General features: G+C 59.3%; 15 protein-coding genes. 9 read left to right on the forward strand and 6 right to left on the reverse strand.

Features of this window, described 5'->3' with window-relative positions; genetic code table 11:
* Nucleotides 1-52 precede the first annotated feature (52 nt).
* On the forward strand, nucleotides 53-328 hold the full coding sequence (locus tag IVB22_RS02485; RefSeq protein ID WP_247515724.1) for a hypothetical protein: 276 nt from the start codon (nucleotides 53-55) through the stop codon (nucleotides 326-328).
* Nucleotides 329-418: 90 nt separating this feature from the next.
* Here the strand turns inward: IVB22_RS02485 and IVB22_RS02490 are convergent, their stop codons facing one another.
* Entirely contained in the window at nucleotides 419-1,261 is an 843-nt protein-coding gene (locus tag IVB22_RS02490) for a metallophosphoesterase (protein WP_247515725.1), read from the reverse strand.
* Between the two features lie 70 nt (nucleotides 1,262-1,331).
* On the reverse strand, nucleotides 1,332-2,300 hold the full coding sequence (locus IVB22_RS02495; protein WP_247515726.1) for a dienelactone hydrolase family protein: 969 nt from the start codon (nucleotides 2,298-2,300) through the stop codon (nucleotides 1,332-1,334).
* Nucleotides 2,301-2,982: 682 nt separating this feature from the next.
* Here IVB22_RS02495 and IVB22_RS02500 point away from each other — a divergent pair.
* Together IVB22_RS02500 and IVB22_RS02505 are read left to right on the forward strand one after the other, a co-directional pair.
* Nucleotides 2,983-3,360: a hypothetical protein gene (locus tag IVB22_RS02500; protein WP_247515727.1), complete on the forward strand. Its 378-nt coding sequence runs from the start codon at nucleotides 2,983-2,985 to the stop codon at nucleotides 3,358-3,360.
* A gap of 30 nt (nucleotides 3,361-3,390) precedes the next feature.
* On the forward strand, nucleotides 3,391-12,057 hold the full coding sequence (locus IVB22_RS02505) for a calcium-binding protein (protein WP_247515728.1): 8,667 nt from the start codon (nucleotides 3,391-3,393) through the stop codon (nucleotides 12,055-12,057).
* Between the two features lie 63 nt (nucleotides 12,058-12,120).
* Here IVB22_RS02505 and IVB22_RS02510 read toward each other — a convergent pair whose 3' ends face one another.
* Together IVB22_RS02510 and IVB22_RS02515 are read right to left on the reverse strand one after the other, a co-directional pair.
* Complete coding sequence (locus tag IVB22_RS02510) at nucleotides 12,121-12,483, reverse strand: hypothetical protein (protein WP_247515729.1); 363 nt, start codon at nucleotides 12,481-12,483, stop codon at nucleotides 12,121-12,123.
* Nucleotides 12,473-12,811, reverse strand: coding sequence for a hypothetical protein (locus IVB22_RS02515; protein ID WP_247515730.1), 339 nt, complete (start codon nucleotides 12,809-12,811; stop codon nucleotides 12,473-12,475). Before IVB22_RS02515 ends, IVB22_RS02510 begins: the two co-directional genes overlap by 11 nt.
* A gap of 175 nt (nucleotides 12,812-12,986) precedes the next feature.
* Between IVB22_RS02515 and IVB22_RS02520 the strand changes: the two genes are divergently transcribed.
* Together IVB22_RS02520 and IVB22_RS02525 are read left to right on the forward strand one after the other, a co-directional pair.
* Nucleotides 12,987-13,409 carry an MAPEG family protein gene (locus IVB22_RS02520; RefSeq protein ID WP_214487251.1) on the forward strand — a complete coding sequence of 141 codons (423 nt, stop codon included), beginning with the start codon at nucleotides 12,987-12,989 and terminating at the stop codon, nucleotides 13,407-13,409.
* A gap of 10 nt (nucleotides 13,410-13,419) precedes the next feature.
* Complete coding sequence (locus IVB22_RS02525) at nucleotides 13,420-14,718, forward strand: RsmB/NOP family class I SAM-dependent RNA methyltransferase (RefSeq protein ID WP_247515731.1); 1,299 nt, start codon at nucleotides 13,420-13,422, stop codon at nucleotides 14,716-14,718.
* Between the two features lie 96 nt (nucleotides 14,719-14,814).
* Here the strand turns inward: IVB22_RS02525 and IVB22_RS02530 are convergent, their stop codons facing one another.
* Nucleotides 14,815-15,147: a DHCW motif cupin fold protein gene (locus IVB22_RS02530; protein ID WP_247515732.1), complete on the reverse strand. Its 333-nt coding sequence runs from the start codon at nucleotides 15,145-15,147 to the stop codon at nucleotides 14,815-14,817.
* A 124-nt stretch (nucleotides 15,148-15,271) separates the two neighbouring features.
* The gene (locus IVB22_RS02535) at nucleotides 15,272-15,646 is read right to left on the reverse strand and encodes a nuclear transport factor 2 family protein (RefSeq protein WP_247515733.1); all 375 of its coding nucleotides are present in this window, start codon (nucleotides 15,644-15,646) and stop codon (nucleotides 15,272-15,274) included.
* A 160-nt stretch (nucleotides 15,647-15,806) separates the two neighbouring features.
* On the opposite strand from IVB22_RS02535, the gene guaA reads away from it, so the two are divergent.
* From guaA to IVB22_RS02555, 4 genes are all read left to right on the forward strand, one after another.
* Nucleotides 15,807-17,405: a glutamine-hydrolyzing GMP synthase gene (gene guaA / locus IVB22_RS02540; protein ID WP_247515734.1), complete on the forward strand. Its 1,599-nt coding sequence runs from the start codon at nucleotides 15,807-15,809 to the stop codon at nucleotides 17,403-17,405.
* 40 nt (nucleotides 17,406-17,445) lie between these two features.
* Nucleotides 17,446-18,243, forward strand: coding sequence for an aminoglycoside adenylyltransferase family protein (locus IVB22_RS02545; RefSeq protein WP_247515960.1), 798 nt, complete (start codon nucleotides 17,446-17,448; stop codon nucleotides 18,241-18,243).
* 384 nt (nucleotides 18,244-18,627) lie between these two features.
* Nucleotides 18,628-19,650, forward strand: coding sequence for a hypothetical protein (locus IVB22_RS02550; protein ID WP_247515735.1), 1,023 nt, complete (start codon nucleotides 18,628-18,630; stop codon nucleotides 19,648-19,650).
* Nucleotides 19,651-19,833: 183 nt separating this feature from the next.
* Complete coding sequence (locus IVB22_RS02555) at nucleotides 19,834-20,814, forward strand: DEAD/DEAH box helicase (protein ID WP_247515736.1); 981 nt, start codon at nucleotides 19,834-19,836, stop codon at nucleotides 20,812-20,814.
* Nucleotides 20,815-20,825: the final 11 nt, after the last annotated feature.

Here is a 20,825-nt window from a genome sequence, read left to right on the forward strand (position 1 = left end):
GAACGTCCCTCCGAAAGCATCGTTTGGTTTTGACATCCAATGGAGAAGCCAAATGATGAACTGCAAGAAACTATCGCTCAGCCTGGTTGCCGCCACGATGCTGGCTACTCCTGTGATGGCTCAACAGGTCATTCAGGAACCCGGCGTGATGGGCTTTAACTACCCGAACTCCGCTTACGTCACGGGAGGCTACGGTGTCAGGGCAACGCCCGGACCGGGCTACTATTACGGTAACCGGTTTCACCCAGCCCCACGCGTCGGCGCCTTTGCGACCGCGCCGTGGAGCGATGGTTCCTCCTCCTATGGTCTCGTTGAGCGCCAGTGGTGATGCGCTCTGACGCGTGAAGCATGATCCGAAACTCTTTCGGGAAGGTCATGCTCAAATCAAAGCGATGGAGCGGGTGACAATTTGAAAAAGTCACCCGCTCTGGGATTTCCTGCCAATCAGCGAATCCAGATCAACATCGGTCTGTCCCGGCGCCCTGACGTGCCGGACTTCAAAACTGTCGGGCTGGAAACGATACTCCACCAGCCCGACTTCCTTGGCGCCGATCACTTCCTGCATCCGATCGGGAATGATGAAGCCTGCGGAAGGCGCCCAGACATGGCGGGTGTGGCCATAGGTGAAGTCGCGGCGCTGATGGACGTGGCCGGAGGCGACCAGCCGCAGATCGACCGCCGAAAACATCTCGATCAGGCCCCTGCGCCGGGGTTGCGGAACGTAGCGGATCGCCGTTCCTTCCGTCTCGGGATCATCAGGCGTGTTTAGATAAAGCGGCTTGTGCAGGAACAGCGCGACCGGCCTGCCGTTGATGCGTCCGAGTTCTGACGCGAGCCAGCCGAACTGCTCGGCCTCACTCTCGATCCCGGTGTTCATGATCAGCGAGTTCAGGCCGATAAAACACCAGCCGGCCGCGTCGAAACGCCAACGATCCTCGCCAATCATGGACAGATATTTCCGCCGCTCTTCCTCGGTCGCCGGCTGCTTTGGTACGGGGCCGATCGCCGTCGGGTTGTCGCCGATGTCGTGATTGCCGGGCAAAAGCCTGCACGGCACCGGCAGTGCGTCATGCATTTCTTTCGCAAATTCGAGATCGCTGCGGCTGGTGGGCCCGTCGAAGGAGATATCGCCGCTGTTGATCACCAGATCGGGCCGCGTCGCGTCGATATGTTCGCTGACGCGATGAAAATTGTCGGTCAGTTTCTGCAGGCGGCGCGCGAGGTGGGTATCGGAAATTTGCGTCAGGCGAAATTCGGACATGCAGCCTTCCTTTCAGATCCGATCATAGCCGGACCTGAAGTCGGTACGATGACGGGAACACATCGGCGCGTCAGCCCAGCGTCCTTCGCCAGAACGCCAGCATATCAGCCTTGAACAATTCGCCGTCACCGTCGCGGCTTCCGATCTTCGCGCCCTTGCGGCCGTAGCCGGCCTTGAGCGCATAAATCATCAGGTCGCGATCGACGAGCTTGCCGTCGGCGACGCCCGTGAGCGGATGGATGAAGGCGCCGTCATTGCCGATATAGGCCGTCGGTGCAGCAGGGGAGACGGATGCGTCGGGAACATTCTCGATATCAGTGCCGCGGTCGAAACTGTGCTGCGCGCCGCCGATCAGCCGCATCGTCGCCTTGCCGCCGGAGAGGCGGATGGCCTGGCAATGGCCCTGCACCTGCATCGGCGAGCACCATTCATCCGCATCGCCCATGATGACGCGGATTTCGGTTTCATCGACGGATGGATCGAGGAACTGGTGGCCGCTCCAGGGATAGGCGGCGAGCACGCTGCGAAAGCCTGCGCCGGCGCCGACCACCGCATCGGCAAAGCGGCGCGTGGCCGCTGTCAGCACCGCCGAGCCGCCGCGGCTGTGGCCTTGCGCGCCGATGCGTGAGGCGTCGATCTCGGGATGAACAGACAGTACCTGCCAGGCCGCCAGTACGTCATAGGCGCTGGCGGCAAAAGAGAACTGGGTCTGGTTGGCGACCGTGGACGTCACATCGCGCGCGCCAAAACTGTCGAGCACAAAAGCCGCAAAGCCGTCGCCGACCACCGTCTCGGCATGCGCAAGGTGCGACGGCGCGACGCCGAGGCTGCCCGGCACCACCATGACCAGCGGAAATTTTCCGCCGGCCTTGCGATGATCCGCCGGCGGCAGGAACAGCTTGCCGTCGATCGTTAATCCAGGCAGTTCGGCGGAACGGCTGATGACGTGAAAGTAGTTGAGGGGGGTAACCGTGGGAATTTCGAAATTCTGTCCCCTGGCGCCATTGGCGAAGACGATGTCCTGATCACGAAATCGCAAGTTTCTCTCCTTCCGCGGTTGCTCTTCTGGCCACCGTCGTCGAGGATACAGTAGAGCGCAGTTTTCTTCTTATGTCTCGCCTCTCTTTAATCTTGCGGTGAGAAGGCGCGTGCACGGACGAAACGACAAGGTGGCTTTTGGGCGTGGCTTCTGGATTGATCGAGCGTGCGGAGTGCGATCGCGCACCAAATGAGGAATTCACAAAAACTATTTCAAATTCGATTGGTCATGAAGATTTTGTTTGCAACGTCAGGAAGTGTGACTTACGAATACAGGTAGTCGTTGAGTCTGCGTGCGGGCAGCCTCTTACGGCACTTGGAGTTCCTAATGATTGGGAATTTGCGCTTCTCGAGCTCCGCTATCCTGGCGAATCGCCCCATCGACGGCCAAGTTTTTCCCCTTCCATCAGAACCGGATTGGCGCATCGAGCGAGAGCGCTATCAAGCCAAGGCGAGCGTCGAATCTATCCGACGCCGAATCCTAAATTGTTCACTGGCTTCTAACTATGACGTCATTCTGCTTCTTGACGATCCCCTTCCGTGCCCTGAGCATTCGAGCGCTCATTGTGAGAGCCTTGAGGTTCAGTTCTGCGCAAATACTGATGTCTTGCGGTCCATCAAAATTTTAAGAAGCGATGAGTCATGAGCGCTGACACGCGCGGCAGGGTAGAGAAGAATCCGACATGAAGAGTCTCCTCAAGCTAGGAGTGCTTCTTGCTTGCGCGATGGCTGCAACCGTATCGCTTCTGATGCTCGTCTTCTGTGCCATCCTCCAGATGGAGCTTGGCGAGATAATTCGAAAAATGAACTCAGAGCTAGTGCTTTACATGTTTCCTGCGTTCATTCTGGTTGAGTTTTGCTTTTTGATAAATGATCTGCTGGCCCATCTCTCAGGAAAGTATCGACATAACTTCGGGTTTGAGTTTTCGGAAGTCAGATTTGGTTATGAACTCGACAACAACAACGCGCCCATTCCGCCTAGGATCAAACTTCAACAATTGTATCCGTTGAGTATCGCCATGACTTTGCTCGGCTTCGTTCTCGTCCTCATCAGTCGATAGTGAAATTTGAACCCTCCTCAGGAGTCTTGAATGTCCGCACTCCCAGATGGCCTGACTGCCGTGCTTCAAAGTGGTGTTAACATCCCGTTGGGGTCACTCAACATAGGAGTGCGTGTTCGAAGTGATGTTGGCGCTGCGGGAGAGTTGTCGTATGGCATCTATTCTGGCCGCGGCGCTTACAATCCCACAACAGGAGAGTGGAGTGCGGCGCTTGGTCTCGGAAGGAGTTTTGGTAACTACGACACATATGGCGGAAGGACCGGAGTCTTTACGGGGTTTGGTTTCGACCAAAACGGTGCATTTTTCCAGTTTACATTTACTGTCGCTTTTCCAGTGGGGAACGATCCGACTACGCCATACTTTACCGGAGTGCGCATAGATGAAAAGTATCCACTCGCCAGTTACGACGACATTTCGAACTTCCTTAGCCCACTCTTGAATATCAACAAGGATCCATTGGTTCTCGATCTCGATGGTGACGGTGTTGAATTATCTGCCCTTATCTCTTCGACAGTTCATTTTGATTACGCGGGGGACGGCTTCGCCGAACAGACCGGTTGGGTCTCCGGTGACGATGGCATTCTGGCGATCGATGATAATGAGAATGGTGCGATTGATAATGGTCTCGAGCTCTTTGGCTCATCAACGCAGGATGGGTTCGCCGTACTTGAAAAGCTGGACACGAACGGCGACGGCAAGATCGACGCTCAAGATGTTGATTTTGGCAAGCTGAAGATCTGGCGGGATCTGAATCAGAACGGAATTTCTGACGCTGGGGAGCTGAGCACGCTTAACGATGCGGGTGTAGCATCGATTTCGCTCAATCGAGACGCTGTGAACGGAACAAATCAAGGCAACGGTGTTGGTTATGAGGCCTTGTTCACTCGGGCCGACGGCAGTACGGGTGCGGCGCAAACCATCTACTTCCAGACAGACGGCCGGCGATCGGTGGCGGATCACACGCCTGAATTTACGCCGACAGACGCTGTTAAGAAATTACCGCAGCTCCCAGGGTCGGGCTTAATCGATAGTATTGCGTACAAGGCGACCAATGACTCCAGCTTTCGGGACGCATGGACGGCGCTTACGGATAACGCGGCGAATAAGAGTGTAGCTGATCTGCGTGCAGAGTTTCGGGCGTTATTGCTTCAATGGGCGGATGTCGACGCGGTCGATGCTGCTAGTCGAGGCCCCTATGTAGATGCGAGGCACCTTGCTTTCGTAGAAAGGTTCTTCGGGGAGACCTATCGAGAGATTCAACGTAATGAAGAGTTGCGTACTTACCCAAGCACGGCAGCTTTTGGAGGAAGCGTAGAGAATTCGTTCCGCCAGATATCAGGTCTGTTGGAAATGCTGTTTCTTATGCAAGTTGGCGCCAGCGTAGCTGCGCGGGCTGACAATGCAGAGCTTGCCCAGAGCAATCCTTACTTTGCCTATGGTCTTCTAGATCTCAGTCATGATCCCGAACATGCACCCGAAACTCCTGCCAATATTGGCGCCGTTGTTGATATCATTGTACTCCAGGCGCCACTGACCGACGGCGCCGCCGCAGACTTTCTTTCAAAAGCATTAGCCGGTCTGGAACCTGTAGTGTTCATTGCATTTGATGGCGACCGCGCAGCTTACTCAGCCGCCGTTCTGCCCCATCTCGCTCCCATCACCGATCCAGTTATCCATGAGATAGCAACCCACATTATCGACGGCACGGCCCTTCTTGGGTCAAACCACGCCGAAGGCCTCAACGGCACCGCCGCTAATGACGTGTTCATCGGCGGGGGCGGTGGCGACGTCGTCAGCGGTGGCGCAGGCAGCGACATCTACGTCTATGCCAAGCATGACGGCAATCTCTGGATCAAGGACCAAGGGGAAGCCCCCGCCGACAGCGACAAGCTCGTCCTCACCGACCTGAATGCGGCCAATGTGACGCTCGATCGGATCGGTAACGATCTGCTCATCAGGGTCACCGAGACCGGCAAGACGATCGCGGTCACGGGCTTCTTCGCGGGTAACGGCATCGAGGTGCTGCGGTTTGCCGACGGCACGGAGTGGAGCCGCAGCCAGATCAAGGACGCCAGCGTTTTTCGTGGCGATGGCCACAACAACGCCATTTACGATTCTGCCTCCGATGACGTCGTCCATGGCAGTCAGGGCGACGATTACATCCAGATCAGCGCCGGCAACGACAAGATCCTTTACGGCAAGGGCGACGGCTACGATATCGTCAACGATTCATCGGGTTTGCTCACCGAGCAAGACACGCTCGTGCTCACCGATCTCAACGCGAGCGACATTCAATTGTCGCGGGTTGGCGGTCATCTGATCCTGACGGTGAAGTCGACCGGCGAGTATGTTGATTTCACCAATTTCTTCCCGGTGAATACCGGTGACTGGAACACGACGGCGCGCAACATCGACGAGATCAAGTTCGCGAATGGCGAGGTGTGGAGCCGGCAGCAGATCCAGCAGAACGCCTGGTATCGCGGAACCGATCGCGCCGACAATATCGGTGCCGCCGAGCTGAACGACACCATCGAGGGAGGAAAGGGCGACGATGTCCTGGAGGGGGGCTACGGCAGCGACACCTTCGTCTGGAAGAAGGGCGACGGCAACGACCAGATCTCGGATTCCTCATCGACGATCAGCGATTCCAACAACGCCGATGTCGATACGCTTTGGCTGAAGGACGTATTGGCGGGCGAGGTTTCCTATTCCTATCAGGGCAACACGCTGGTCCTCACCATCAATTCAACCGGCGAGCAGATTACCGTTTCGAATTTCTATTCAGGCGTGACCGATCTCTTGACCGGCGCCGGCGATAATCACATCGGCATCGATGTCATCAAGTTCGCCGACGGCACCACCATTGACCGGCAGCACATTATCTATAATTCCGGCGCCCAATTCCTGGGGTGGAAGCCGCAGGTTTACAGCCTTACCGTCGCGGGTTCGGTCCAATGGGCGTATTTCATCGACGAGTTCGGGCACGCGGGCAACATCGTTGGCAATAATGCACCTGCGGGCGGGTTCAACGACATCTGGAATGCCCGTGCCTGGGGTGGGTTCGGTGGCGCCCTCGGCGGACCCGATAGCATGAATCCGCAGCCATTCGTCAGCTTCGGCAACAACACGGTGAACGGCTCTGACGCCAACGACATCATGGCCGCAGGCGACGGCAAGGATGTCGTCAACGGCCGCGGCGGTGACGACATCCTCTACGGCGACGGCGTCAATGACGAAGTCTTCGGCGACAATGACGTCATCGATGGCGGCGACGGCAACGATGCGATCTATGGCGGCGGCGGCATGGATCAGATCTTCGGCAAGACCGGCAACGACTATCTCTCCGGCGGGGCTGGCAAGGATTACATCTTTGGCTCCGTAGGCGACGATACCTTTGTCGGCGGTGCTGGCGACGACGTTCTTATCGGCAACGATTCCGGCACGTCGGGCAGCGACACCTACATCTATTCGAAAGGCGACGGCAGCGATACCATCTATGAATCCGGCAATAACGACTCGGCAGACGAGACCGACGTTCTGGTTCTCACGGATATCGAAATCTCCGATGTGCAACTCACGCGCTCGGGACACGACCTTCTCGTCCTGATCAAATCGACCGGGGACATCATCACCGTCGTTTCCCACTTCACGGGTCGATATCCGAACGACTACGCCGCCGGCAACGGCCTGGAATTCATCCGCTTTTCGGATGGCCAATGGGACCGGAAGCAGATTTTCGAAGCGGCATGGATTCGAGGCTCCGACGGTCGCGACGTCCTCGAAAATAATTCGACCGGCCAGAAAGACGATACGTTCCATGCCGGAAAGGGCAACGACGTCATCCAGGCGGGCAAGGGCAGCAATGTTTTTATTTACGCCAGTGGCGACGGCAACGACGTCATCTCGGACGGCGCAACGAATTTATACGGGCCGACAGCGATCGATACGCTGAAACTGACCGATTTGAACGCTGCCGATGTCGAGCTCAGTCGTTCAGGCGACGACCTGCTGATTAAAATCATCGCGACCGGCGAGGTCGTGACTGTTCTGTCGCAATTCGATTCGCCGTTCTCCGCTCCAGATAAGGGCCTGGAAAAAATCTGCTTCGCCAACGGCGACCAATGGGGACGTCAGCAGATCCTGCAGAATGCATGGTTTCGCGGCACGGATGGGCGTGACGTCATCAGCCTTGATCACTGGGACGATACCGTTGAAGCCGGGCGGGGCGACGATTTGATTCATTCTGGAAATGGCAGTGATACGTTTGTGTATTCGAGGGGCGATGGCAACGACGTCATCGACGGGGAACCCGCGAACCGGTTCAGACCGACGGACGTTGATATCCTGAAGCTTAGGGATCTCGACCGCTCCGATGTCCAGCTCAGCCGCTCGGGCGGGAACCTCATTATCAAGATCATCTCGACGAACGAAACGATCACCGTCTCGGGGCAATTCACCGAACCTGCGGACGGCCCCGGCACGGGTCTGGAATACATCGAGTTTGCCAACGGCGATCAGTGGGATCGTGAGTCGATTCTCAGCGTCGCAATGAGTTCCGCGCCATTTATCGCGGGCACGGGAGGCAACGACATTCTTGTCGGGTCTTCTGTCTCCCAAAACATGTACGGCGAAGCCGGTGACGACCGCATCGACGGGCTCGGCGGAAACGACCTGCTCTATGGGGGCCGGGGCGACGATACGCTCCTGATCAGTGTCAACGCGCCAGGCGATTCCGTCACCGTAGATGGCAGTGTCGGTACCGATACGCTGGACTTGTCCGGCTTCGGCGCCGCCGCGTGGGTCGATCTGGTAACGAATGGGGCGGAAGTCAGAACAACGGATCAAGCCGATCTGACCGCCGGAACATGGCGGAACGTCGCCGATGTCGCGCGGGTCGAAAACGTCACCGGCACGGCGTATGCCGACCAGATTTCCGGCGACGCCGGAAGCAATATTCTGACCGGAGGTGGCGGTGCGGACGTTCTCGATGGCCGTTCCGGCAACGACACCGTCCTCGGCGGTACAGGCAACGACACCCTGACCGGTGGAATGGGGGCTGACCTGCTCGACGGCGGCGATGGTTCAGACGTTTTGAACGGAGGCCTCGGAACCGACATGCTGATTGGCGGCGCCGGCGACGATGTGCTGACCGGAGGAACTGAAGCCGACTTGTTCGTTTTCGGTCCGGGCTCAGGCTCGGACACGATCACCGATTTCGTCGCCGGAAACGGCGCGGATCACGATGTCATCAGATTCGATCGGGCTATGTTCGGCGATTTTGCCTCGGTGCTGGCCAACGCCAGCCAGGTCGGCTCCGATGTCGTTATTTCGCTCGGCGATGGTTTCAATCTTACATTGCATAATTCAGAATTGTCCGCAGTGGTTGTGGATAATTTTGAGTTCCGCCGGCTCGACAACCAGGCGCCGACGGCAATTTCGGTGGCCGGCGGATCGGTGGCGGAAGGCGCGGCGGCCGGCACAGTCGTCGCCACATTGGCCGCGGTCGATGCCGGCGATGCCGGAACGCACACTTTCAGCCTGATCGGAAGCGGCGATCTCTTCGAAATTGTCGGCAACGAAATTCGGGTGAAGGCCGGCGCCAACGTTGATTTCGGGGCCGGCTCGCAGCACCAGATCAGCGTGCAGGTGACCGATGACGATGGGTTGTCGGTTACCTCCGCGATGACCATCCACATTGTCGATCAGACGGAAACGCTGACGGGCACGGCCGGCAACGACGTCCTGACCGGTGATGCCGGAGCCGACGTACTCGTCGGCGGCGCCGGCATCGATCGCCTCGTGGGAGCCGGTGGGGCCGACGAGTATCGATACAACGCAGGCGACGGAAGCGACCGCATCGTCGATACCGGCGGGGCTTCCGACACCGATCGGCTGGTCCTTGGGGCCGGCATCGATCCTTCGAGCGTCATCGTTGGCCGTTCGTCCCTTGGCAATTCCGATGTGGTGCTTCGGCTCGCAAATGGCGAAACCATCGTCCTCCAGGATCAGTTGTCCAATCTACCCGGCGCCGGTCTCGAGGAAATCAGATTTGCCGACAACACGACGTGGAGCCGATCGGATATTCTGAGCCACCTCGATCCCCATTTGATCATTGGCAGCACGGATAACGCAGCGCTGACCGGCAACGAAGGCGCCGACACTTTCGTAGCAGGAACGGGAAATGAAACGCTGACCGGCTACGGCGGCTCCGATGTCTATCGTATCAGCGCGAGCGCGGGTAACGATGTCATCGTCGAAGGCAGCACGGGCGGAACGGACCGTATCGAACTCGTCGGCCTGAACCGCGGCGACGTCCAGTTTTCACGAAGCGGCACCGATCTGCTCATCAAGATCACCGCCACCGGGCATACGACTACAGTCCTCGGCCAGTTCGGCCTGACATCTGCCGGCGTCGAGGAAATCGCATTCGCCGATGCGACGGTCTGGAGCAGGGCGCAAATTTCCGCCAACGCGGGGACGTCAGGGACATCAGGCGCCGATACCGTCGTGGGCACTGTGGGAGATGACGTTGTTCGGCCTGGAGCGGGAAACGACCTGATAAAGGGCGGCGCCGGCAGCGACACGCTTCTCTATGCCCTCGGCGATGGCAGCGACACGATCGACGATGGTGTCAACGCACCGGCGCAGGTGGACGCTCTGCGGTTCGTCGATTTGAATGCGAACGATGTGACGCTGGTGCGCCAGGGCAACGATCTCGTCGTCAATGTCCTGAATTCGGGCGACACAATCACAGTCAAGTCGCAGTTCACGTCTCCGACGGAGTTTTGGGGGATTGAACAAATTCAATTCGCCGATGGCACCGTTTTGAACAAGGCCGCGATCGCGGCCACTGCAGTGAGCATCGCTCTGGGTACAAATGCCGGAGAGACGCTGAACGGAACGTCGGAAGCGGACCTTGTAAATGGCCTCGGCGGCAACGATACCCTGCAGGGTGGTAACGGCGGCGACACATACCTGTACGCTGCCGGTTACGGCAATGATGATGTTGTCGAAAGCAACACACATACGGGGACGGACGTCGTCAAACTGGTTGGCCTCAATGCGTCGGACGTCGAGTTCCGGCGATGGGACAACGATGTCTTCATCCAGATCCTCGCCACGGGCGAACGGATCAAGGTCCAGAACCAGTTCAATGGGACCTATGGCGTCGAGCAGGTGAGTTTCGCCGACGGCTCCATCTGGGACCGCGCCCAGATCGCATCCGCCGCATGGTACCGCGGGACGGCGAGCAACGAGAACATCACCGGCAGCTCCCTGGATGACAGTTTCGATGGTAAGGGCGGCAACGACACTCTGACCGGTTATGTTGGCAGCGACACCTATATCTACGGCATAGGCTCCGGCAACGACGTCGTTGTCGAAAATGGTGCGGATGCCGGAACGGACGTTATCAAACTGATTGGGCTGGATGCGTCAGGCGTCGAGTTCAGTCGATCGGGTAGCCACCTTTACATCACGATCACCGCGACAGGCGAGCGGGTCCAGGTCAACAACCAGTTCTACAATGGAGGAGGTGTCGAACAGGTGATGTTCGCCGACGGCTCTACGTTGGACCGCAGCCAAATTGCCAGCGCTGCCTGGTTCCGAGGGACAGTCGGCAATGATTCGATCGCTGCGTCCTCCGAAAGTGATACCTTGCTGGGTAATCAAGGGAATGATTACCTTCGCGGCAATGGCGGATCGGACACCTATCTTTACGTATCGGGCCACGGCAACGATGAGATTGATGATGAGTCCGCTTCCGTCACCGATGTTGACACTCTCAAGTTCGGAAACGTGAACGCGAGTGATGTGACGCTTAGCCGTGTCGGCGATCACCTCTTCGTTGGAATCAACCCGACCGGTGAAACCATCAAGATCGATTATCAATTTTATTCCCAAAGTGCCAATTGGGGCATCGAAAAATTTCAGTTCGCCAACGGCGATATTTGGGATCTCCAAACGATCAACGCCAATGCGTTCTACCGGGGAACGACAGGAAATGATTCAATCACCGGATCGTCGTGGAATGACACGTTCGTCGGTGGGAACGGAAACGATTATCTAAGAGGTAATGCTAACGCTGACACATACTTGTATAGTTCGGGCGATGGCAATGATGAAATTGACGATGAGTCAGGATCCGCTGTCGACATAGACACTCTAAAATTCGGCAACGTGAACGCGAGTGATGTGACGCTTAGCCGAGTCGGTAATCACCTCTTCGTTGGAATCAACCCGACCGGTGAAACCATCAAGATCGATTATCAATTCTACTCCCAAAGCGCCAATTGGGGCATTGAGAAATTCCAGTTTGCCAATGGCGATACCTGGAACCTCACGACAATCAACGCCAATGCGTGGACTCGCGGCACCAGCGGAAACGACACGATCTCCGGTAGCGCATGGAACGACACCATTGCCGCTGGAGCAGGCAACGACACGATGTCGGGTAGTGCGGGGAGCGATACGTTCGTTTTCCAGTCCAACCTCGGCCAGGACGCCGTGACGGATTTCACGGTCGGCAGCGACGTGCTCGAATTTCGCGACGGCGTCTTCGCCGATGCGGCAGCAGTGCTCGCGGCGGCCACGGCCGCGGGAAGCGATACGCTGATCACCATTGATGCCGGCAACACCATACTTCTGAAAAACGTCGCGCTCGCCAACCTGCACACGGGAGACTTCAACATCGTCTGAGAAGCGGCTGAAAGCGAGCGGCCAGTATCAGAGCAGTATTGCGCGAGCGCCCGCGCGCACGCCTCAGAGCACGCGATAGCGGATCGCGAAGGCGTCATGAAGCTCTGACGTCACGGTGCCGCCGTTGATGGGGACGATGCCGTCGGCCAGATGCCACGGCCCGAACTGGCCGGAGCGCGACGGGCTGGCGGGCAGCCGTAGCCGGAACGTGCTTTGCGTCCGACCGGGCAGGTTCAGCACGATTATGCGCTCGGTGGTGCGGTAATCGAGCGTCACCGTCCCCCGCAACAGGCTGCGGCCGTCGGGGGCGGACTCCAGCGCCTCCAGAACCTTTGCCAGTTTTTGGTTCCGGTCGGTCAAGAGTTCGACCTGGGTGTCGGCGGCGGTCGTCAGCACAGCCTTCGGCAGGCGGATTTCAAATTCCACCGGGCTTTGCCGGATTGAGGCCGAGATAGGCCAGCGCCGCCTGCCGCATGTCCGAGATCGCGAAGGCGACCAGGACCAGCACCGCGGCGGCGGCCAGCCCATGCTTGAACAGATCGTGGCGGCTGCGGTAGCTGCTGCGGAAGTAGACGGAGAGCACGATCGCGACCGCCAGCGCCGCGGCGATGCCGGCCAATGCCGACATGACGATGCCGAGGCCGCCATCGGGGCTGTCGCTGAACCCAAGCGTCCGGAGAAAGGAACTCACGGAATCGCCGGGCAGTTCGGCGGTGCGGCCGGCGCCGGTCAGGATCGGGGAGGTGATGTTCATCGCCTGCTCGCGGGGTGGCTTCAGGGCCGGTTCGAGACCAGAACCATCGGAATTCTCGATAGTTGGTCGCCAAGGCTCTCCCTGTGGTTCAAGCGAGCCCGGCAAGTCGATTTGTCAGGCGAAGGGTGTCTCGTTATTGCTTTAAGGAGTGGTGCAGGTTTCGGGGGAGATTCTCATGTCGGTTCAAATGGTTTTGCTGCCGGTCTTCGTTCTGGTCGGGCTCACTTTCTTCCTGATGCTATGGATGGTGACGGCCCGCACAAAGGCGGTGAAGGCCCGGGAAACCAGCCTGAAGGACATTGCGGCGGGACAGCCGAAATATCCGGCCCGTGTCGCCCAGATCGGCAATTGCTTCAGCAATCAGTTCGAAGTACCCCTCCTGTTCTACTTCCTGATCGCGCTGGCGCTGCCGCTGCGCCGGGCTGATCTCTTCATCGTGCTGATGTCCTGGGTGTTCGTGGTGACGCGATTTGCCCATGCCGGCATTTTCGTCACGTCGAACAACATTCAGCAGCGCAGCCTGGCGTGGTTTGCCGGCGTGCTGGTGTTGTTCGCGATGTGGATCTACTTCGCACTGAAGCTGCTGCTTCTGATCTAGAAAGTTTTTGATGACCCCTGCTGCCCGGCTGTCTGCCGCCATCGAACTGATTGAGACGATCGACGCGCAACGTGTTCCCGCGGCGAAGGCGCTGAAGGAGTGGGGCACCGCGCACCGTTATGCCGGCTCGGGCGATCGCGCCGCGATTTCGGGCCTGATCTGGGATGTGCTGCGGCGTCGCGCGTCGAGCGCCTGGCTGATGGACGCGGACACGCCGCGCGCGCGCGTGCTCGGCATGATGCGGCTCGAGCGCGGCATGAGCACGGAAGCGATATCGGCGCTGTGCGACGGCGGACGTTTCGCGCCGGAGCCGCTGAGCGAGGCCGAACGATCAGCGCTGACTTCGCGCACGCTCGACGGCGCGCCGCCGCACATCGCCGGCGATTATCCGGAATGGCTGGACGCGCCGCTGGCCGCGGTGTTCGGCGACGGCCGCGTGGCAGAGGCGACCGCGATGGCAAGCCGCGCGCCGCTCGATCTGCGCGTCAATACGCTGAAGGCCAAGCGCGAGAAGGTTCTCGCCTCGCTCAGGCATCTCGGCGCGCAGGAAACACCGTGGTCGCCGATTGGCCTCCGCATCGAGCTCGGCGCCGATGCGCGCAACCCGGGCATTCACGCCGAAGAGGATTTCATCAAGGGCGCCGTCGAAGTGCAGGACGAGGGCTCGCAACTGGCCGCGCAGTTCTCGGCCGCCAAGCCCGGCGAGCAGGTGATCGATCTCTGCGCCGGCGCCGGCGGCAAGACGCTGGCGCTCGCGGCGATGATGCAAGGCAAGGGCCGGCTGATTGCGACCGACCGCGACAAGCGCCAGCTCGCGCCGATCTACGAGCGGCTCTCCCGCGCCGGCGTTCACAACGCCGACGTGCGCGCGCCGAAAGGCGACACTGATCCATTGGCCGACATCAAGGCGTCAGCCGATCTCGTGCTGATCGACGCGCCCTGCACCGGCACCGGCACCTGGCGCCGCAACCCCGACGCCAAGTGGCGCATGCGCCCCGGCGCGCTGGAAGTCCGGTTGAAGGATCAGGCCGAAGCGCTTGATCGTGCGAGCGCCCTGGTCAAGCCCGGTGGTCGCATCGCCTATGTCACATGCTCGGTGCTGCCAAGCGAAAACGGCGAGCAGATTCGCAGTTTCGTTTCGCGCCATGAAGGATTTTCGATTCAGCCACCGAACGAGACTGCAAGCGTGCTCTGGGACAAGGCGGAGGATTTTGAGAAGGCCGCGCTGAAGTCTGCCGAAGGCTGGCTGATGACGCCGCGCCGGACAGGCACGGACGGATTCTTCGTATCGGTGCTGAAGAAGGTGTGATCGCGTAGGGTGGGCAAAGCGAAGCGTGCCCACCACCTATCCCCGACCGATGTCTTGAAGGGTGGGCACGCTGCGCTTTGCCCACCCTACAAAATCTCAATCCACAATGAACAACTTCACACCCGTCTTCGTCGATGACCGGTGCGCGGCGTCGCCGAAATCCGACACCTGATAGCTCATACCCGGCTTGAGCTTGAACGTGCGCCCGTCGCGCAATTCGGTATCGAGCTCGCCTTCCAGCACGTAGAGCACGTGGCCGCGGTCGCACCAGTGATCGGCGAGATAACCCGGCGAATACTCGACCATCCGCACGCGCAGATCACCGATGTTGAGCGTGCGCCACAGCGCTTCGCCGGTTTCTCCGGGATGTTTCGTCGCGGTGACGCCGCTCCAGTCGGTGACGGTGAAGGGCAGTGCCGGAATTTTCATGCGGGAGAGTCCTTGGTGAGATGCGTAGGGTGGGCAAAGCGAAGCGTGCCCACCATCCATCGACAGCTTTCATCTGTGAAATGGTGGGCACGCTGCGCTTTGCCCACCCTACGATTCCGCGCCTCTAATGCGCCAGATGGTTCGCCGAGCCCTGCCTGATTTTGCCCCCGGCATCGAGCCGCAGATATTCGCAGATCTGCGCGCCGCGTTCGTTCTGGTAGAACACGACCACGCTGTCCGGGCTCACATAGGTGTCGATCAAATCGAAATGCAAATTGGGCAAAAGCTGAAACGCCTTACCCCAGTACATGCGGAGCTTGTCCTTGCCGCGCAGCGTGCCGCTGGCCTCCAGGCCGAGCGCCCGAATGCGGTCGGAGATCATCTCGGCATCCTCAGTATAGAGCGCGAGGATGCGTTCGAGGTCGTGCGAGTTCCAGGCGGCGATCCACTCCCGGCCGAGCGCGGCGAGGTCGGCCGCCGCGTAGAGCTGGCTTTGCATGGTTTCCTCCGTTTTCTCCCGATTTGTTGTCAGGCAGACCGTGGAAGCAAATTAGGTCAATAATATTGACCTATATGGATTTGTCCATCCCTCGCAGAAGAATGTGGGCCAGCCCTTTCTCGCGGTTGCGAGGCCGGCCCCCGTCGCGTATCTGCTTGCCATGACAGCAGCACAAAATGCCCGCGAGTCGTCGGCGCCCTCCGTGGCCTCGGCGCATGACAAGATTCTGATTGTCGACTTCGGCAGTCAGGTGACGCAACTGATCGCGCGCCGGGTGCGCGAGGAGGGCGTCTATTCCGAAATCGTCCCGTTCCAGAAGGCGGAGGCCGCCTTCGACGAAATGAAGCCGAAAGCGGTGATCCTCTCCGGCGGCCCGGAATCGGTGCACGAAAAAGGCTCGCCGCGCGCGCCGCAGAAAATCTTCGATTCCGGCGTTCCCGTGCTCGGCATCTGCTACGGCCAGATGACCATGGCCGCCCAGCTCGGCGGCGAGGTCGAGGGCGGGCATCACCGCGAATTCGGCCGCGCCGATGTCGAGGTCAAGGCTTCAAGCTCGCTGTTCGATCAAACCTGGGCCAAGGGCGAGAAGCATCCGGTCTGGATGAGCCATGGCGACCGCATCACCAAGATGCCGCCGGGCTTCAGCGTTGCCGGCGTTTCGCCGAACGCGCCGTTCGCGGTGATCCAGGACGAGAAGCGTAAATATTACGGCCTGATGTTCCACCCCGAAGTGGTGCACACGCCCGACGGCGCCAAGCTGATCCGCAATTTCGTCCGCAAGGTCGCAGGCCTCACCGGCGACTGGACCATGCGCGCCTTCCGCGAAGAAGCGATTGAAAAGATCCGCGCCCAGGTAGGCAAGGGCAGGGTGATCTGCGGCCTCTCCGGCGGCGTCGATTCGGCCGTCGCTGCGGTGCTGATTCATGAAGCGATCGGCCACCAGCTCACCTGCGTATTCGTCGATCACGGCATGCTGCGGCTCGACGAAGCCAAGACCGTCGTCGACCTGTTCCGGCATCACTACAACATCCCGCTGGTGCATGTTGATGCATCGAAACAATTCCTCGGCGAACTCGCCGGGGTCAGCGACCCCGAAGTGAAGCGCAAGACCATCGGCCGCCTGTTCATCGACGTGTTCGACGCGGAAGCCAAGAAAATCGGCGGCGCGGATTTCCTTGCCCAAGGCACGCTCTACCCCGACGTGATCGAGAGCGTCTCCTTCACCGGCGGCCCGTCGGTGACGATCAAGTCGCACCACAATGTCGGCGGTCTCCCTGAGCGCATGAACATGAAGCTGGTCGAGCCCTTGCGCGAATTGTTCAAGGACGAGGTCCGCATGTTGGGACGCGAACTCGGCCTGCCCGAAATCTTCGTCGGCCGCCATCCGTTCCCGGGCCCCGGCCTCGCCATCCGCTGCCCCGGCGACATCACGAAAGAGAAGCTCGACATCCTGCGCCAGGCCGACGCCGTCTATATCGACCAGATCCGAAAAGCCGGCCTCTACGACACCATCTGGCAAGCCTTCGCCGTGCTGCTGCCGGTGAAGACCGTCGGCGTGATGGGCGACGGCCGCACCTACGAATACGTGGTGGGCTTGCGCGCGGTGACGTCGACCGACGGTATGACAGCCGATTTCTATTCCTTCGACATGAAATTCCTTGGTGAGACCGCGACGCGGATCATCAATGAGGTGAAGGGTGTGAATAGGGTGGTGTATGACGTGACGAGCAAGCCGCCGGGGACGATCGAGTGGGAGTGAGCGCGAGGCCCTCGCCATCGCGCGCGTTTCCATGAGCCCTATGCCTGCTGTTCCCGACAAAATCGCTGAGCAGCTACAGCAGGCGCTTGCGGTCATCGCGCGGCATCTCGGCGGCCAGGTTCATGCTATCCATCTGTTCGGCTCTGCCGTCGATGGCGGGCTGAAGCCGCATAGCGACATCGATCTGCTGGTTACCGTCTATGCCGCGCTTTCACCTGCCGCGCGCGCCTCGCTCATGACGGGCTTGCTGGCGGTGTCGGGGGCGCTGGAGGGTGGCACGCTGCTGCGCCCACTGGAAGTGACAGTCGTCGTCAAAGCCGAAGTGGTGCCATGGCGCTATCCCCCAAGGCGTGAACTGCAATTCGGCGAGTGGCTGCGCGGCGACGTGAAACGGGGGATCGTCGAACCTCCCATCGAAGATCGTGATCTTGCGATCCTGCTGACAAAGCTGCGTAGGCACAGTGTCGCCTTGAAGGGACCCGGCGCGTCCGATCTTTTCGATCCTGTGCCGCCGGCTGACTTTCGCCGCGCGCTGCACGAAACATTGTCCCTGTGGAATTGCGAGGACGATCTCCGCGGTGACGAGAGGAACATCGTTCTTACGCTTGCCCGCATCTGGTTCAGCGCCTGTACAGGCGAAATCGCTTCCAAGCATGCCGCTGCCCGATGGACGCTTGAACGCCTGCCGCAGCCGCATCAGCATCGGCCTGTCATGGAGACGGCGCTGCGGGCCCATCTCGGCGGGGGCGAAGACGACCTGGGTGACCGTCTCGATGAGGTCCTGGCTTTCGCCCGCTTCTGCAAGGTGGAAATCACCTCGCTGTCACTTCCGCAATGACCGTTCGCCCGCGCTTCACGTTGGTCTGAACCCTTCAAACTGGAGCGTTTGAGGTTCGCTTGTAGGGTGGATTAGCCGAAGGCGTAATCCACCGCATGCTCGCATCGTGAGGAGCGTGCGCCAGCGCGAGCTTATACCAAGCCTTCCAGCGCAGGTGCGACATTCGAGGCGCATGTCCAAAATTGGCACGCAGACGACTTGTGAACTAGATCACAGCGCTGGAACACGCTCTATGCGACAGTTGAAACGATAAGTTGTAGCCAACCCCCGCGAGAGCGGGAAGCGGCCTACACCACCGACACCAAATACATATCGCCCCCGATTGGACTGTCCGCTCACGAAAGTGCGCGGCTTCGCTTTGCAACTGCCTTTGGGGAGTTTCACATGGACATCAGCGCACTTAGCGATTTCATCGCCAGAGTATTTCAACTGTTTACAGCCTCAACTGCGAGCACCGTGCTGACGATCTTTGGCTTCGCACTTCTGGCCGTGGCTGGCATGCTGGCCTTTTGGAAGGCGAATACGAAGTACGTAGCTGCGATAAGCTTGGGAGCCGCGCTCTTTGCCGCTGCTGGGCCAACCAGTGGCGCCCTCATAAGCGTGGACAAGAACACGCTAAGGAAAATGGACACCGAACAGGTGCTAAAAAACTTGGAAGACAACGCCGAAGTGAACTATGTCATTCGGCTAATTTCCTACGATCCTAGTCAAGAGCCAGCCCTCGCGATCAATCGGCTGACCACTCTTGGGCCTACAGATCAGCTATATTCGTTCGTTGCCGCTTACGATGAACTGGTTGGGTATAAAGTAGTCGACGCGCTAGCAAAGGTTGGTCAGAGCACAAAGAATGTTGTGCGAGTATCCGCGGTAATCTTTCCTCTACGGTCGATTGGCAGGACGCCCCTATTTCCGGCGAACGCTCGGGGGCTTTTGCAAGTGGTTCGAGAAGTCGAAACCCGCAAGGCGGTACAAGTCCAACTCAACAAGAAGCTCTTGGATGGGACAGGCGCCCTCAATGATCCGCAAATGAGAGGCTTGGAGGGATCCGGTATCCCGTCCTATCGATTGGTTAGCTTTAGGGAGAACTACCCGCGCTATTGTGAATTGGCTCGTGAAATTCACTGCAGCGATAGCTATTCAGCGAAAGCGTACATCGGAGCTCTCTCGGGGGACTGGCACCCTCTCGGATTCTCCCAAAAAAATCCGCCGTTAGATCGGTGCACACTTTCCATCCCGAGCTACTGCCAGTTTGCGGATTGGAAGACGACAAAGAATGAATACGGAGATCACCTTGGAAGTCGCGCCTTCCTGATCAGGAACTTGGAGATAAACAATATACCTGGTCGGATCATGATTGACTTCGATCAGCCATATCAACAGGTGATTCCTGATATTGGTGCTCGCTAGCGGCTTTCGTGCGGCTGCTGCCTGGAATCCCTACAACGCCCCTGAGAAGGGTTGCGCCGAGGGCCTTGTCCGCCTTTGTTCGAAACGTCCTGACGATCTTGGCCGTCTGGCACCACGCAATGACGAATTTGGCTCATCGAGTGCGACAAGCCGGCGTGATGGGCAAATCAATTCTGATTTTTGATGAATGCCCTGCAGAACATGCGGATGTCGTGCAACAGCACCTATCTGCTGGACCAGGAGACCGACCACGGCGTCAAGGCCGACGAATTGGCGGCACTGCTCGATGGTTTGCTCGCCGACCCGAGGCCAGCGGTGGTGTTTTCGCAATGGACGCGGACCCATGACATCGTCATCCGACGTCTCGAAGCGCGCAGACTGGGCTATGTCAGCTTCCACGGCGGTGTGCCGTCGGACAAGCGGCCAGCACTGATCGAGCGATTTCGCGACGACCCCGCTTGCCGCGTGTTCCTGTCCACCGATGCCGGCAGCACGGGCCTCAATCTGCAGCATGCTTCGACCTTGGTGAATATGGACTTGCCGTGGAATCCGGCAATCCTCGAACAGCGCATCGCACGCATCCATCGCATAGGCCAGACGCGGCCGGTGTGGGTCATCAATTTCGTGGCAAAGGGCACCATCGAGGAGGGCATGCTTTCGGTGCTGGCGTTCAAGCGCTCGTTGTCGGCGGGAATTCTCGACGGCGGCGGTGGCGAGATTTCGCTTGGCGGTTCGCGTCTCAACCGATTCACGAAGGACGTGGAAAGCGTCACTGGAAGCATGGGTGAGGGCGAACCGGTGACACCGGCCGAGGAAGTTGGAAGTATCGCCGTGGCCGACGATGTCACATCCACGGAACATGTGAGCGTGGATGCCGACGTTGGTGCCGGCACGACGGCGGTCGCACGTTCGAATGGAGCGACGGAACCGATGCGCGATGCGGGAGCGGATCCGTGGCAGGCCTTGGCTCAGGTCGGGGCGCAGTTCGTCGCCGCTCTGGCGGCGGCTAGCACTCCCGACGCTCCGGCGCATCCCTGGATCGAGCGCGATCCGGCAACTGGCGCGCAAAGTCTCAAAATGCCGCTGCCGCCACCGGAAACCGCGAGACAACTTGCCAATGCACTTTCTGCACTTGCGGACGGCTTGCGCGGCAAGATAGCGTGACGAGGCGTAGT

Origin of the sequence: Bradyrhizobium sp. 190, assembly GCF_023073415.1 — a bacterium.
In the GTDB taxonomy this organism is placed as follows: domain Bacteria; phylum Pseudomonadota; class Alphaproteobacteria; order Rhizobiales; family Xanthobacteraceae; genus Bradyrhizobium.